The sequence below is a fragment of the Helicobacter suis genome (genome assembly GCF_902196125.1).
Taxonomy (GTDB): domain Bacteria; phylum Campylobacterota; class Campylobacteria; order Campylobacterales; family Helicobacteraceae; genus Helicobacter; species Helicobacter suis_B.
In genome coordinates this window covers 49,962-62,907 of sequence record NZ_CABIKG010000011.1, presented here as the reverse complement: position 1 = coordinate 62,907, position 12,946 = coordinate 49,962, and the positions used below count along the sequence as shown (strand labels likewise).

Sequence of the window (12,946 nt, the reverse complement as noted above, 5' to 3'; positions counted from 1 at the left end):
ATCTTGCTATCCAAAAACTTTCCCTTATTTCACCTGCTCTTTTAGCTCAATTGTAGCGTGAATTTTTTGAAAAAATTTTAGATAAGAGGGAGGAGAAAAATAGGGGAAGTTTTAGTGCGGTGTTTGAGTGTGCAGGATAACACAAAGTGGTAGATCACTTTGTGGCTTTAAGCCGCTGCACAGCGGGGTTTTCACGCGTTTTTTGCTGATCTAGCACTTTTTAGCCGTTTTTAGAGCTTTGGTGTTGAAAAGTTTTTGAGTTTCATGTGCAAGGCTTGTTGTAAAAATTTTTGCAAAAATTTCAAAGAGCATGGAGAGAAAAATTTTTGAAAAAAGAGCAGTCTTGGCTCAAGGTTTTTTGTGCTTGTAGTGGTGAAAATTGTTGGTGGTGAAAGCGCTATAAGGCAACAAATCAAAGCTAGAGATGGACAAAGGTTTTTGAGTAGATGATGATCACCAATCCCATGAGCTCAACGCTGTGTGGAGTGTGTCAAGGAACACAGAACAAGACAAAAATTTAAAGCAAAATTTTTTGTAGTGTGCCCATTTGTGGTTTAAGAGGGTTTTTTGAGTGGGTGCATAGAGTTACTGGTTTTGAGTTGTATAAAGTTTTGGAGGCGATTGTACTTGAATAAGGGAAAGATTTTAGCGTTTTTTGTTTGCATACAAGGCTCTTACTATTAGTATTCTACTCAAGGTTGTTTGATTTCTAAAGAACTAGCGTTAATGCTAAGGGAACTAAAAGAAAAAGAGATTTTAGAACTTGTCAGAAAAATTAAAAGAACTCATGGGCAACATCTTAAGAATTAACTAGAGGTGCAAGTGTTTGAACTTGTAGCAAATGGCAAGAACTCACGATGAATAGATTTTAGAACTTGTAAGAAATCTATAAGAACTTGCTGTTAAATCCAAAAGAACTTAAGGTGTTAACCATACAAAAACTCTTATTACTAACCAAGAGAACTAACAGAAAATTTTAAAAGAACTTGTAGGTAACACCTCTAAGAATTAATGGGTGTACCAAGAGAACTAATAGAAAACTTTGGTTGTTAGAACTCAGTGTAGAATTGTGCTAGTTATCTTTTCTGTTTTAAGCTGTGTGCTAGCTGGTATACTTTTGCTTATTAACGATTCTGTAGCTAAAGCGAGTGGCTCTAGCTAAAGGCAAAGATTTAAGAGAAAGCGAATTTTCATCCTCTTGCATTATTGTTTGTTTAAAAGCGTGTCAAACACACAGGCAACTTTTTTGTTGTGCTCTTGGGTGGTGTGGATATAGATTTTGGTAGAGAGTAAAGAGTTATGCCCTAGAGCTCTGCTGGTTAAAACTAAGTCCTGTGTCTCTTGGTAAATAAGGGTAGCAAAACTATGTCTAAAAAGATGTAAACCTGTGCCATATGCTTGGGAGTGCTTGATATTGGAAAGTTTGAAAATCTTAGCAATGAAATTTTTGAGTTGGCATGTTCTTTGGGATTGCGTGGCTTTTTTGAAAAGAAATACCCCATTGAAGTGTTGGAGTCTTTTAGTATCACTGATCCAATCATGCAGAGCTTGTTCTAGGATGGATTTTCTGATATAAGCCTTTCTTTCTTTCCTGTTCTTGCCCATCACAAGAATAGAGTAATTTTGCTCTTCAGGCTTAATGTTCTTGAGCTCAAGGTTTAAAACTTCAGATTTGCGCAAACCTCCTAAGATTACAAGCAAGAGAATACACTTATTGCGTTTTTCATAACTAGAGTGTGCTTGGTAGTTTAAAAGGGTCTTGATAAAGGCTTTTAAGTCTTGGGCGTTTAAGTGTTTGGGCAGACTCTGTGTTGTTTTAGCAAAGGCAAGATTTTTCAGAGGGAAGTCAAAGTGATACCCGCGTTTTCTATCCAAATAGTTAAAAAATTGCCTCAGATACATCACATACTTAGCCATAGAGCTAGGTTTTCTGGTTTGGGCTAGTTCAAAGAGAAAGCTAATGACTTGCTCCTCTGTGAGGCTTTTCAAGCTTTTTAGTTTGATGTGGGCTTTGAAGTGAACAAAGAATAAAAACAAGACCCGCATCATTAAGATATGGTTGATGCCTTGATTGTAGAGTGCGTGGCAGAGACGCTCTAGCGCGCTGATATTTTGGCATTTTAAAATATTCTCTTGGTAGCAGAGCACCTTAGTTATGTCCTCTAAAGCTTGTACCGGTGTAAAGTTTTTAATCTTGTAGTGCAAGAACACCTTGATATTCTCAAATAGCTCTCTTTGTGTGCGGCTCAAAGGCAAAAGCTCGTTTTCCATTTTTTCCATTTTTCTTTTCTCCTTGATTGGTTTAAGTTAGTTAGGACATGAAAGAATGTGAAACAAAAGAGCGGTCTTAATAAATCTATTCTTAACACCTCTCTACCAAATCACCAGATTCTTAGAATACAAACAACAGCATAATGGCAAACTTTTTGTGAAAGTCCCTCCGCAATATACAAGTAAAACATGTCATTGTTGTGGGAATATCAACCACCAACTTAAGCTAGAGTCTAGGGAGTATTGTTGTCCTGTGTGTGGATACACAGGGCATAGAGATATCAATGCTGCTAAGAATATCTTAAGACTGGGGTTAAAGTCTCTTGGGTTAGGAACTAGCCTTGCAGACTCTAAAGCTAAAGCCTTTCAAGTTCAGAAACACTAGTTTCTGTTAGTTAGGAAGCTCCTCCCTTTAGGGAGGGGGTGGTTCACCACATTTTTATATCTTTAAGCAAGTTGATGCACAATGTTTTTTAGTAGGCAAAGCTCTTACCAAATAGCCTAGCGGACATGACGGCTCTATTGATTGGTTTAAAAATGAAAAATTGGTTAATAACTAACATGGTTAAAGACAGGAATACAATAAAAAATTTCGTACTATGTGGGTCTATAGAATTTTATAGGTTTGTAGGAGCCTTAGTAAACAAACACAAAGCTGGAGTTATGCTTGTTTTAGAATAGTGGGGAGTGAAGTTTAAAAGCTAAGAATATTTAGGCAAACACAACACTACCTGCTAGTTAAATGCTCAAAAGCTAGATCAAGTGCGCACTGCTACTAAATTTGGTTTTAACTTTCTTGTTAGCTAGAATTTTAAAAAGAATAGGGTGTTTTGATGGTTGATCTCTTTGGAAGTGAGAGTTTCTACTGGAATAGACTAAAGGAATATCTCGAGGATCGTTATGCACCAAAGGTGGTTGAACCAATCGATGAAGACACAGACTCAATCATGAACCAAATCGGTGATCCAAAGCAAAGCAGTGAGGGTATATATGGCATGGTAGTAGGAGCTGTGCAATCAGGTAAAACTTCAAACTATGCCTGTCTTATCAATAAAGCTACAGACGCTGGGTATAAATTCATCGTTATTCTTGCCTGGGATAAAGAGAATGTAAGAGGCCAAACACAAAGGCGAATCAATGAAATGTTTGTGGGCAAGGATAGTGCTGGTAAATTAATTGGTGTAGGAAAAGTGTCTACAGAAAAAACCTCATCCTGTGAGTCTGGTAACAGAGGAAGACGATTTTAAGAGTAAAGATGTTAAAAAGGCTGTTCAGTTAATCGATTTAACAACAGAAATACCTTATGTCCTGGTCGTTAAAAAGCATAAGGACGTACTTAGTAGTATTGCAAAAATATTTAGCACTTATAAGGAAAAAATTTCAGAGCATGCCATGTTACTTATTGATGATGAGTCAGATTATGGATCCATTGACACTAATGAAGCTTATGAGGAGGAACCCAGTGTTATTAATAAAAAGATTAGAGAGCTTTTAAATTGCCACCTGTGCCTAGTTTGATGCTTTTAAACAAAATATTACATCTACTATTTGGCTACCCTAAAGCCTTACTAACCATGGAGCTCTTTATAAAGATTGGTTGCAATATAGATAACAAACCCAATAAAAATCAAGGCACAGATGAGATCTATCTTTTTATGATGTTTAAAATATAAATTTTTAATTTTGAGATTTGAAAAGAGTAGGGCTATACAAAGAAAATATAAAAAACTTTCTGCCACCAAAAGAAATACAAGCAAACAGAGAGTTGAAAAGTGATAGGAAAAGTTTAGGCTTGAGAAAATACTACTGAAATAAAATAAAGCCTTAACATTGCTAATATTGGTTATAAAACCTCTAATAAAAGGTCTGTCCATATTAATTAAAGCTTCAAAATTCTCTTTTTGTTTCAAATTTTTTAAGAGCAAGAACGCTAAATAGGACAAGTAAAACATACCAAAGAGGGTTAATAAAATTTTCATGAGAGGAAATGTCTCTAAAACCATTTTTAACCCGCTTAATGAGAGAATAATCCAAAAAAAACAGCCTAAAGAAATGCCACAAACAACCAAGAATGCCTTTTTAAAGTCTGTTTTTAAGGCATAGGAACTAACGATTAAAAAATCAGGTCCTGGGAGTAACAAGGCAAAAAAATCAATCAGTAGAATGGGCAAAAAACTCACAATTAGATCCTTTGTTGCAAAATGATATGTTTAATGTTATCTAATGCTCTGTTAAGTTAAAGGAATAGGGATAATAAAATTGGCTATTTATCGCACTCTAGGATAGTTTTAAAGGATTAGGTGCTAGAATACTCCCTATGCGCATAGATAAATTTTTAAACGCTGTCAATCTCACCAAAAGGCGCTCAGTGGCGCTAGACATGCTCAAAGAGCGGGTAGTTTTTGTTAATGGGGTGGTTGTTAAACCCAGTAAAGAGGTAAAAGTGGGCGATGTGATCGAACTGAATTATTTAGATCAAAAGAAGCGCTATAAAGTGCTTGCTATCCCCACCCTTAAAACCGTCCCTAAAAGCCAAAGCCATCTGTATTTTCAAATCCTTGATTAAAGATTAACCATGCCCAAAGATTACAAAGACACTTTAATTTTGCCCACAACCTCCTTCCCGATGAGGGCTAATTTAGGACAGAGTGCGCCCAAGCTTTATGCTAAATGGCAAGAACAACGCGTTTATGATGCTATGCAAAAAAAGCGCGCCCATGCACAAGAAAGTTTTGTTTTACACGATGGTCCACCCTATGCTAATGGGCATTTACACATCGGGCATGCTCTCAATAAGATTTTAAAAGATGTGATTTTCAAACACCAATATTTCTTAGGCAAGCGCGCTAACTATGTACCCGGCTGGGATTGCCATGGCTTGCCTATTGAGCAACAGGTAGAAAAAGACTTTAAAACAGAGCAACACAAATTGCCCCCAGAAAAGCGCTGCGATTTGAACGCTTTAGAATTTAGAGAGCGTTGTTATGCCCACGCGCAAAAATTTATTAATATCCAGCGTACTGAGTTTTTAGAGCTAGGGGTGGTGGGCGATTATGATCACCCTTATGAAACTTACCAATATGCCTTTGAGGCTAGCATTTATGAAATGCTTTGTATCGCCGCACAAAAGGGTTTACTCAAACAGCGCTTTAAACCGGTGTATTGGAGCTGGGCGTGTCAAAGCGCGCTAGCAGAAGCAGAGGTGGAATACCAAGATAAACAGTCTGATTCGATCTTTGTGGCCTTTAAGTTAGAGGAGCAGGCGGGGCAATTTTTAAAAGAGGAGGCGCATTTTAGCACGCAAAATATCCCCAGCCATTTTTCTATTGTGATCTGGACCACCACGCCTTGGACTTTACCGGCCAATGTCGCCCTTGCGCTTAAACCTAAAACCACCTATGCTATTACCTCTAAAGGGCATATCATCGCTTTAGAACTCGCCCAAAAACTGCTAAATCAAGATATTTTAGAGGGCGAAATTATTGGCAGTTTTAGTAGCGATCTTTTAGAGCACAAGTGCGCTATTAACCCGCTTAACCAACGCTTTTCTTTAGTGGTGCTAGGCGATCATGTGAGTTTAGAGGAGGGTAGCGGGGCGGTGCATACGGCCCCCGGGCACGGGGAGGAGGATTATTACTTAGGCTTGCGCTATAACTTAGAAGTGTTAGTGCCGGTAGATGATAGGGGTTGTTATAATGAGGAGATTTTACAAAAAAAGCTTTTGCCGGAGACCTTTTTAGGTAAACATGTTTTAAAAAGCCAGCCTCAAATCTTAGAACTCTTAGGAGAGCATTTATTACACCACAAGATCATCACACACTCTTACCCGCATTGTTGGCGCACGCATGAACCCATTTTATACCGCGCCACTACCCAGTGGTTTATTTTAATGGATACGCCTTTTTTACAAGCAGATAAGAGTTTGAAAACTTTAAGAGAGGTGGCGCTAGAGGCATTAGAAAGTGTGGATTTTTACCCCAAGCAAGGCAAAAACCGCTTAAAAGCCATGATTGAACAACGCCCCGATTGGTGTGTGAGCAGACAGCGCAACTGGGGCGTGCCTATGGCTTTTTTTCTGGATAAGAAAACCCAAGAGCCTTTGTTAGAGGAGGCAATTTTAAAGCACATTAAACAGACCTTTAAAAAGCAGGGCTGTAATGTGTGGTGGGAGTTAAGTATCGCAGAGCTTTTACCCTCTGAGTTTAAACATTTAGCCCCAACTTTAGAGAAAAACACGCATATTTTAGATGTGTGGTTTGATAGCGGGAGTACTTTTAAGGCGGTGTGTGAGGAGCGTTTGGGGGTTTATCCTAGCGATTTGGTGCTAGAGGGAAGCGATCAACACCGCGGGTGGTTTCAAAGCTCGCTATTACTTAGTTGTATCAAACACTCTAAAGCCCCCTTTAAAGCGGTACTCACCCATGGTTTTACCGTAGATGCTAAGGGGCATAAGATGAGTAAGTCTAAGGGCAATGTCTTTTCCTTAGAGGAGGTGCTTAAAACCTATGGGAGTGATATTTTACGCCTATGGGTGGTGATGAATGATTATCAGGATAATTTAAGCGTCTCTAGCGCCTTTTTCAAACAAACCTCTGAGAGTTATAAAAAGGTGCGTAACACCTTGCGCTTTTTACTAGCCAACATGGAAGGGCTACAAACTCTAACTCCCCTGCAAGATTTAGGTTTAATTGATCGCTGGATTTTAGCGCTAAGCTCTAGGGTTTGTGCGCAAGTACAAGATCATTTTAAAAACTTTGATTTTGTAAAAGGCTTACAAAAACTTCTCACTTTTATGGCTAATGAACTCAGTGGCATTTATTTAGATATTTGTAAAGATAGCTTGTACTGTGCTTTTGAAAAAGATCCTAAACGACTCGCGATTCAAAGTACAATGTTACACCTTGCCCACCAGCTTTGTTTTACTCTAGCCCCCATTTTGACCTACACCATAGAGGAGGTTTTCACGCATGCTAGCCATCTGTTTAAAGAGGTGGCACTAGAGGGAGGCGGGGTGTTTGATCTTAGGCGGCCGTTGTTATTTGAGGGGGATCAAGCCTTAGAAATTTTAGAGGATTTTAAACGCCCCTTAGAGGTGCGCGCCCTCTTTAGCGAGGCTTTAGATAGCCTTAAAAAAGAGAAAAAAATTAAAACCTCTTTAGAGTTAGAATTAGGGTTTAAAGACCCTAAAGACCTAGAATTTTGCCACTATGAGGAGTGGCTTATGGTGAGTGTGGTGGGGGGTTTGCAGACAAAAGAGCCACTTTTAGAGGGTGAGGGCTTTAGCCTTTATCTTGCTAGCAAGCATAAATGCCCGCGTTGTTGGCAGTTTAGTAGTGTAAATCAAGAAAATATTTGCCCGCGTTGTACAGAAGTTTTAAAAAAAAGCGCATGCAAGGTTTAAGCCATTTGGGGCATAAAACCCCCTATATTGATAAATACGATCCTAGCCTCTTAGAAGCCTTTGACAACCCCCACCCGCATTTAGATATTTTTACGCGCCTCTACACAGAGGAATTTACAAGCCTTTGTCCTATCACTTCCCAGCCAGATTTTGCCAGCATTAGCATTAATTACATCGCCCATTTAAAAATGGTGGAGAGTAAATCACTCAAGCTTTATTTATTTAGTTTCCGCAATGAGGGCATGTTTGGTGAGGATTGTGCAGGCAAGATTTTAAATGATTTAGTGGCTCTTTTAAAGCCCAAATATTTAGAGGTGCAAGCCAAGTTTAGCAAGCGTGGGAGCATCGCCTTAGAACCCTTTGTGAGTTACGCAATAAAAGACTACCAAACTTTAAAGCAACAAAGACTTACAAGGATTTATTAGAGTCTTCTTAAGGATTTTATCAAGCTATGTAGTAATTTTTACTTTTTAGGGCTTGATATACTCCCCATAGCTAAAACTTGCGGGCTTTAGCGCGCAATGGGTAACATTGAACACAGCGTTTATGATAAATACACACGGGCAGAAGCTAAACTAAAACCCCTCTCCCACCCAAAAAACCCCATGAAATTTCATGAATACTCAAAAACTCCATGAAACACTAGAAAACTTTAGAAACTACAAACAATGTTTCACATTCTTTAAATCTAAATCAGCCACTACAAAAACCTTAATTTTGTTAGTAACAACTACAGCTATATTAGCCTGTTTAGTCAAATTTATTCAGCGCGCCCCCTCACCCTAACTCTCATTTTTTCCTAAAGCTTTACCAATTCTCAAAGGAATTTTTTCATTCTCTAAAGTTTTTAAAGTATCCCAAATTACCAATATTGCAAACCCGCGCCCTCATTAACTAAAGTATAACGCCTATACAAATTATTTTTTAAGGTACACCCAAAACTAGCTCTTGTTTTTAAGATATACGGGTTATTACCTTAGAACCTACGATTCTTTTCCAGAACGAATTATATCTGTTAAACCGGGGTAAGGGGCTTTGTTAATCACGGCTTCATTATTTTGCCCCCTATTTTTGGCATAGGTGATCGTGGCAAATTCAGAAACAAGGTATTTAGGATAGGTTTTATAAGTGTCGCGTGATTTTTCCATTAAAGGAATGTGCTCGTTTTGGAAACACACCGTGATCTCAGGGTGTTCATGTACCCATTTAGGGAAGAAAATCATGCCATGGATGCGGCCTTTTTGGGGCATAAAATCCAGAGCCACATCTGTACCTGTAGGCTCTGTCCAAGTGATCTTAAACACGCCCTCTATTAGCTGTACTAAATCCACCTCTTGATTTTTAACCCAGCGCCCCGCTACCATACCCCCGTGGATACGATAATCAATGGTGTTTTTATTTTTTACATACAGTTCATACTCCCACCCATTATCATAGGTGTAAATAAAATGCATACCCAAAAAATCCTCTAAAGTCTTACAATCCATTTTGATCCCTTTTTTCTTTTGATTATAGCCAAGCCTTTTAAATGTGGGCAAATTTAAAGATTTTACATGATTGATTAGTAATTTTTTGCTAAAGTTGTAAGTTTGTATTTTCAGTCTAGCTAACAAAGTTAGCAAAGTTGAGATTGCAGCAATATTTTTAAACAAGGAGTTTATGATGACAACAACTGTAGGCCAGTATCTGCTAGATCGCCTAAAAGATTATGGGGTACGCCATGTTTTTGGGGTACCCGGGGATTATAATTTGGAGTTTTTAGATCTGATTGAAGATGATCCGGGTTTAGAGTGGGTGGGTAATTGTAACGAGCTTAATGGCGCCTATGCTAGCGATGGCTATGGGCGTATTAACTCTATGGCAGCCCTTGTAACCACCTTTGGCGTAGGCGAACTTAGCGCGATTAATGGGATTGCTGGCTCTTATGCTGAAAGTGTACCTGTGGTTAAGATTGTAGGCATGCCCTCAAGAAATGCCTCTATTAATCGGCGCTACATGCACCACACCTTAGGCGATGGGGAGTTTATGAAGTTTTATGACATGTATCGTGCTATCACGGTTGCCCGCACAGTGCTTAATAAACAAAATGCTAAAAGCGAGATCGATCGCGTGTTGGCTGAGTGTGCTTTGCATAAAAAACCGGTTTATATTGGTATCCCTGCTGATGTAGCACACCTTTCTATTGAGGTTTCTACGCCCATGCTTTATAAACCCAAGAGTGATAAAAAAATCTTAGACTCTTTTATAGAAGCGGTCAAACAAATCATTAAAAACGCCAAAGCGCCCCTTGTGCTAGCCGATTATGAGATCAAACGCTACAAACTCCAAAATGAGTTGCTTGAATTCATTCAAAAGGCTAATCTCCCTATCGCCACGCTTGCTATGGGTAAGGGGGCTTTTCCTGAAACACACCCTAATTTTATAGGGATTTATAGCGGTATTTTGAGTGATGAGCGGGTTACTTCTATGGCAAGAGAGAAAGATTGTTTAATTCTCTTAGGGGTTAAATTTACAGACTTTTTAACCGCCGGTTTTCACTATATCAACACAACCCCAAACTTTGGTGTGCCCGTTATAGAAGTCCACCCTCTTTATAGCCAAATAGGCCAGAAAGTTTATAGCGATATTTTAATGGCAGATGTGCTTAAAAAACTAGCCACCCTCAAATACAGCGCTAAAATGCCCCCCGCTGAAAAACACGAACACACTAAACTAAGCGGTAAACTCACCCAGCATAAATTTTTCCAAGTTATTGAACAGCATTTGCGCCCTAAAGATGTGTTGCTCACTGAAACAGGGACTTCTTTTTTTGGATCCATTGCTATTCATCTACCCGAAAAAGTTACTTTTGTAGGGCAACCTCTTTGGGGTTCTATTGGCTTTACCTTTGGGGCTTTACTTGGAACTTGTCTTGCAGATAGAGAACGGCGCAACATTATTTTAATTGGCGATGGTTCTTTCCAACTCACCGCTCAAGAATTATCCACAATGCTACGAGAAAACCTCACGCCTATTATCATCGTGATTAATAATGATGGCTACACTGTAGAGCGCTGTATCCATGGGCCCAATCGCAAATACAACGATATTAATATGTGGCATTACACTAAATTAGTTGAAGTGTTTGATGTCCACCTTAAGCGGCATGCTTTTAGCGCTACTGCCTCCTCTGTAGAAGAACTCAACCACGCCCTAGAGCAAGCAGATAAATCTAAAAAACTCTCTTTTATAGAGGTGATTATGGATCGCGACGACGCCCCTATTCTTTTAAAGAAATTAGGCGAAATTGCCTCCAAAAACAACCAACAATAAAGATTAATAGCGGGGCGCTACTTAAGCCCCACTAAAAATTAGAGCATCAGCGCCATACTCTGAGGCGCTAGCTTCTTTTAAGATCACAAAATTTTGGGGGGTGAGTTTGAGTAGGTTTTCACAGTCTCTAGCAAGGAAAAGTACCTTAGCTCTGGCTAAAACAGCTCTTTTTAAATCCTTGCTACTGCTAATTTGTACAATGGCTAGCAAACCTAAATGCGCGCTGTATGCCACCATTTGTTTTAAATTCTTTTCTAAGAGTTGTGCCTCTAAAAGCAAAGCATCAGCCCCATACACTAGCGCCTCTAAAACTTGGTAACGATCCATGAAAAGATCTTTTTGGATAATAGGCTTACTGCTTAAACGGCGGATATAACCTAATAAATCAAGCATTTCTAAAGACGGGGGGTTTTGATAGATTTGGCTAAAATCTAGTAAAAGAGCGGAGTAATTGCTTTTTTCAGCCTCTTGTACCTGTTGTACTAACTTTTCTAAATCGCTGGTGGCGTTGAGGGTAAGAATTTTATGAGGTTTTTCAAAGCGCTTAAGACTTTCTAAATTTAGTCTTGGCAAGTGCGGGTTATAGGCTAAACTTCTGCCCAACATCTCAAAGGGGCGTAAAGTTTGCCGTAATTCAAGAGATTGCTTAAAATATTCTAGCGACACTTTGCAATAGATTTAGAATGTTCTTTAAGCTCGGATTGAGAATTAATCGCCTCCTCAGAGATAGTTAAAAAGAGTTTTTTAGCCTCAGCGCAATTACCCAGTTTATAATACCCCCAAGCTAGAGAATCAATATAAAACACCGAATCGGGTTCTATTTTTAAGGCCATTTTGACATAATCAATTCCCTTACGGATATTTAAATTATATTCAATCAGAGAGTAACCCAAGAAGTTATAAAAGAAAGCATCTTGGGCGTCTAAACTGCCCTTATTGCGCCTTAATTGGTACTGGCGCTCTGTAATGGCTTGTTCTAACTTACGGGTTATGGGGAGAATTTCAGCCCGTTTAGGGGGGCTTTTAGCGCTTATATCCTCATAAGAATAAACAGCCTCTAGGGCTAAAAATTTAGGGTCTTTGCGCTCATTATAAAGCAAACCCGCCTGTTTAGAAGCAAGGGCAAATTTCTTTTGTGCGGTGTATAAATCAAGCAGTAGCCGTCTATCAAAGGGATAATTAAGAGCGATTTTCTCCGCTTTATCAAATTCTTTAAGCATGGTCAAAATCCCGATATAAAGTTGGGCGTTTTGCACCACCGGGTCTTTTTCATAGAGGGTAGCAAAGGCTTCTTTAGCCTTTTGTAATTGGTGGAGTTGGATTAAAGTATTAAAACTTTTTTGGCACAACTCAGGCGAACAGCCATATTCCTCCAGATGTGAGGCGATCAAATCAGCGGCCTCTTGCTGGTTATTTTGAATCAAATAGAGGGTAATGAGTTTTTCTAAACTATCCTCGTCGTGTACTTGGTTATAGAGCTTACTTAAAACATCAAAGGCTTTGGTGTATTTTTTCTGGCTAATATAAAGCGATCCAAGTACATTATCTAACATCAGCGATTTATCTTCTTTGCGGATTTTTTCTAATAAAGTAACCGCTTTATCAAGCTGACCGGTTTTAATATAGCCATCTACTAAAATCTTATTGATAGAAAGGTCTTTATTGTTTTTAGTAACCCGCTTATAAAGCATGGCCAATTCTACAGCGGTGTTAATATCCCCATAGCTAGCAGCAGAGATCGCCGCCTCTTTGGCATAAATGATATTATTGGTTTCTTTATACAAATGGAGATAATCTTTTTTAGCTGCCGCAAAATCCCCCCGCTGGAAAGCATCTGAAGCGATCAAAATCTGTTGATCTTCTGTAACGCTTTGGGCTAAAAGGGTGCTACAGAGTAATCCTAAATTTAACCATTTCCATTTACGCATCTGCTTTTGCATCACACCTCACTTCCTAAGTTTG

The 12,946-nt window shown here is 38.9% G+C and carries 11 protein-coding genes and 1 pseudogene; 7 read left to right on the top strand and 5 right to left on the bottom strand.

The genetic code is table 11. The features are described from left to right. Positions 1–1,203 precede the first annotated feature (1,203 nt). On the bottom strand, positions 1,204–2,271 hold the full coding sequence (locus G6Q00_RS05540; RefSeq protein ID WP_205426535.1) for a tyrosine-type recombinase/integrase: 1,068 nt from the start codon (positions 2,269–2,271) through the stop codon (positions 1,204–1,206). 51 nt (positions 2,272–2,322) lie between these two features. On the opposite strand from G6Q00_RS05540, the pseudogene G6Q00_RS05535 reads away from it, so the two are divergent. The 3 genes and pseudogenes from G6Q00_RS05535 to G6Q00_RS05525 all read left to right on the top strand — a co-directional run. Beyond that, a pseudogene (locus G6Q00_RS05535) lies at positions 2,323–2,656 on the top strand (RNA-guided endonuclease InsQ/TnpB family protein); the annotation flags it as partial. 448 nt (positions 2,657–3,104) lie between these two features. Beyond that, complete coding sequence (locus tag G6Q00_RS05530) at positions 3,105–3,518, top strand: hypothetical protein (RefSeq protein ID WP_163532351.1); 414 nt, start codon at positions 3,105–3,107, stop codon at positions 3,516–3,518. After that, entirely contained in the window at positions 3,487–3,789 is a 303-nt protein-coding gene (locus G6Q00_RS05525) for a hypothetical protein (protein ID WP_163532350.1), read from the top strand. The genes G6Q00_RS05530 and G6Q00_RS05525 overlap by 32 nt, the downstream gene beginning before the upstream one ends. 50 nt (positions 3,790–3,839) lie before the next feature. Here G6Q00_RS05525 and G6Q00_RS05520 read toward each other — a convergent pair whose 3' ends face one another. Next, on the bottom strand, positions 3,840–4,451 hold the full coding sequence (locus G6Q00_RS05520) for a LysE family transporter (protein ID WP_163532349.1): 612 nt from the start codon (positions 4,449–4,451) through the stop codon (positions 3,840–3,842). A gap of 137 nt (positions 4,452–4,588) precedes the next feature. Between G6Q00_RS05520 and G6Q00_RS05515 the strand changes: the two genes are divergently transcribed. Genes G6Q00_RS05515 through queF form a run of 3 tightly spaced genes read left to right on the top strand, consistent with a single transcriptional unit; the run spans position 4,589 to position 8,097 of the window. Beyond that, on the top strand, positions 4,589–4,837 hold the full coding sequence (locus G6Q00_RS05515; RefSeq protein WP_205426533.1) for a S4 domain-containing protein: 249 nt from the start codon (positions 4,589–4,591) through the stop codon (positions 4,835–4,837). A gap of 9 nt (positions 4,838–4,846) precedes the next feature. After that, positions 4,847–7,672 carry an isoleucine--tRNA ligase gene (gene ileS / locus G6Q00_RS05510; RefSeq protein WP_163532348.1) on the top strand — a complete coding sequence of 942 codons (2,826 nt, stop codon included), beginning with the start codon at positions 4,847–4,849 and terminating at the stop codon, positions 7,670–7,672. Then, positions 7,660–8,097: a preQ(1) synthase gene (gene queF, locus G6Q00_RS05505; protein WP_205426532.1), complete on the top strand. Its 438-nt coding sequence runs from the start codon at positions 7,660–7,662 to the stop codon at positions 8,095–8,097. The genes ileS and queF overlap by 13 nt, the downstream gene beginning before the upstream one ends. 558 nt (positions 8,098–8,655) lie before the next feature. Here the strand turns inward: queF and G6Q00_RS05500 are convergent. Then, positions 8,656–9,159, bottom strand: a complete 504-nt coding sequence (locus G6Q00_RS05500) for a phenolic acid decarboxylase (RefSeq protein WP_163532347.1) — start codon at positions 9,157–9,159, stop codon at positions 8,656–8,658. 175 nt (positions 9,160–9,334) lie between these two features. On the opposite strand from G6Q00_RS05500, the gene G6Q00_RS05495 reads away from it, so the two are divergent. Beyond that, positions 9,335–10,984 carry an alpha-keto acid decarboxylase family protein gene (locus G6Q00_RS05495; RefSeq protein ID WP_163532346.1) on the top strand — a complete coding sequence of 550 codons (1,650 nt, stop codon included), beginning with the start codon at positions 9,335–9,337 and terminating at the stop codon, positions 10,982–10,984. A gap of 21 nt (positions 10,985–11,005) precedes the next feature. Here G6Q00_RS05495 and G6Q00_RS05490 read toward each other — a convergent pair whose 3' ends face one another. Together G6Q00_RS05490 and G6Q00_RS05485 are read right to left on the bottom strand one after the other, a co-directional pair. Beyond that, the gene (locus G6Q00_RS05490) at positions 11,006–11,590 is read right to left on the bottom strand and encodes an indole-3-glycerol phosphate synthase (RefSeq protein WP_240331010.1); all 585 of its coding nucleotides are present in this window, start codon (positions 11,588–11,590) and stop codon (positions 11,006–11,008) included. A gap of 50 nt (positions 11,591–11,640) precedes the next feature. Next, positions 11,641–12,924: an ATP-dependent nuclease subunit B gene (locus tag G6Q00_RS05485; RefSeq protein ID WP_163532345.1), complete on the bottom strand. Its 1,284-nt coding sequence runs from the start codon at positions 12,922–12,924 to the stop codon at positions 11,641–11,643. Positions 12,925–12,946: the final 22 nt, after the last annotated feature.

Bases quoted from the DNA above. Each gene is read 5' to 3' on its own strand.
- G6Q00_RS05495 (WP_163532346.1), top strand. From the start codon at position 9,335: ATGACAACAACTGTAGGCCAGTATCTGCTAGATCGCCTAAAAGATTAT.
- G6Q00_RS05500 (WP_163532347.1), bottom strand. From the start codon at position 9,159: ATGGATTGTAAGACTTTAGAGGATTTTTTGGGTATGCATTTTATTTAC.
- G6Q00_RS05490 (WP_240331010.1), bottom strand. From the start codon at position 11,590: ATGTTGGGCAGAAGTTTAGCCTATAACCCGCACTTGCCAAGACTAAAT.
- G6Q00_RS05540 (WP_205426535.1), bottom strand. From the start codon at position 2,271: ATGGAAAACGAGCTTTTGCCTTTGAGCCGCACACAAAGAGAGCTATTT.
- G6Q00_RS05515 (WP_205426533.1), top strand. From the start codon at position 4,589: ATGCGCATAGATAAATTTTTAAACGCTGTCAATCTCACCAAAAGGCGC.
- queF (WP_205426532.1), top strand. From the start codon at position 7,660: ATGCAAGGTTTAAGCCATTTGGGGCATAAAACCCCCTATATTGATAAA.
- G6Q00_RS05485 (WP_163532345.1), bottom strand. From the start codon at position 12,924: ATGCAAAAGCAGATGCGTAAATGGAAATGGTTAAATTTAGGATTACTC.
- G6Q00_RS05530 (WP_163532351.1), top strand. From the start codon at position 3,105: ATGGTTGATCTCTTTGGAAGTGAGAGTTTCTACTGGAATAGACTAAAG.
- ileS (WP_163532348.1), top strand. From the start codon at position 4,847: ATGCCCAAAGATTACAAAGACACTTTAATTTTGCCCACAACCTCCTTC.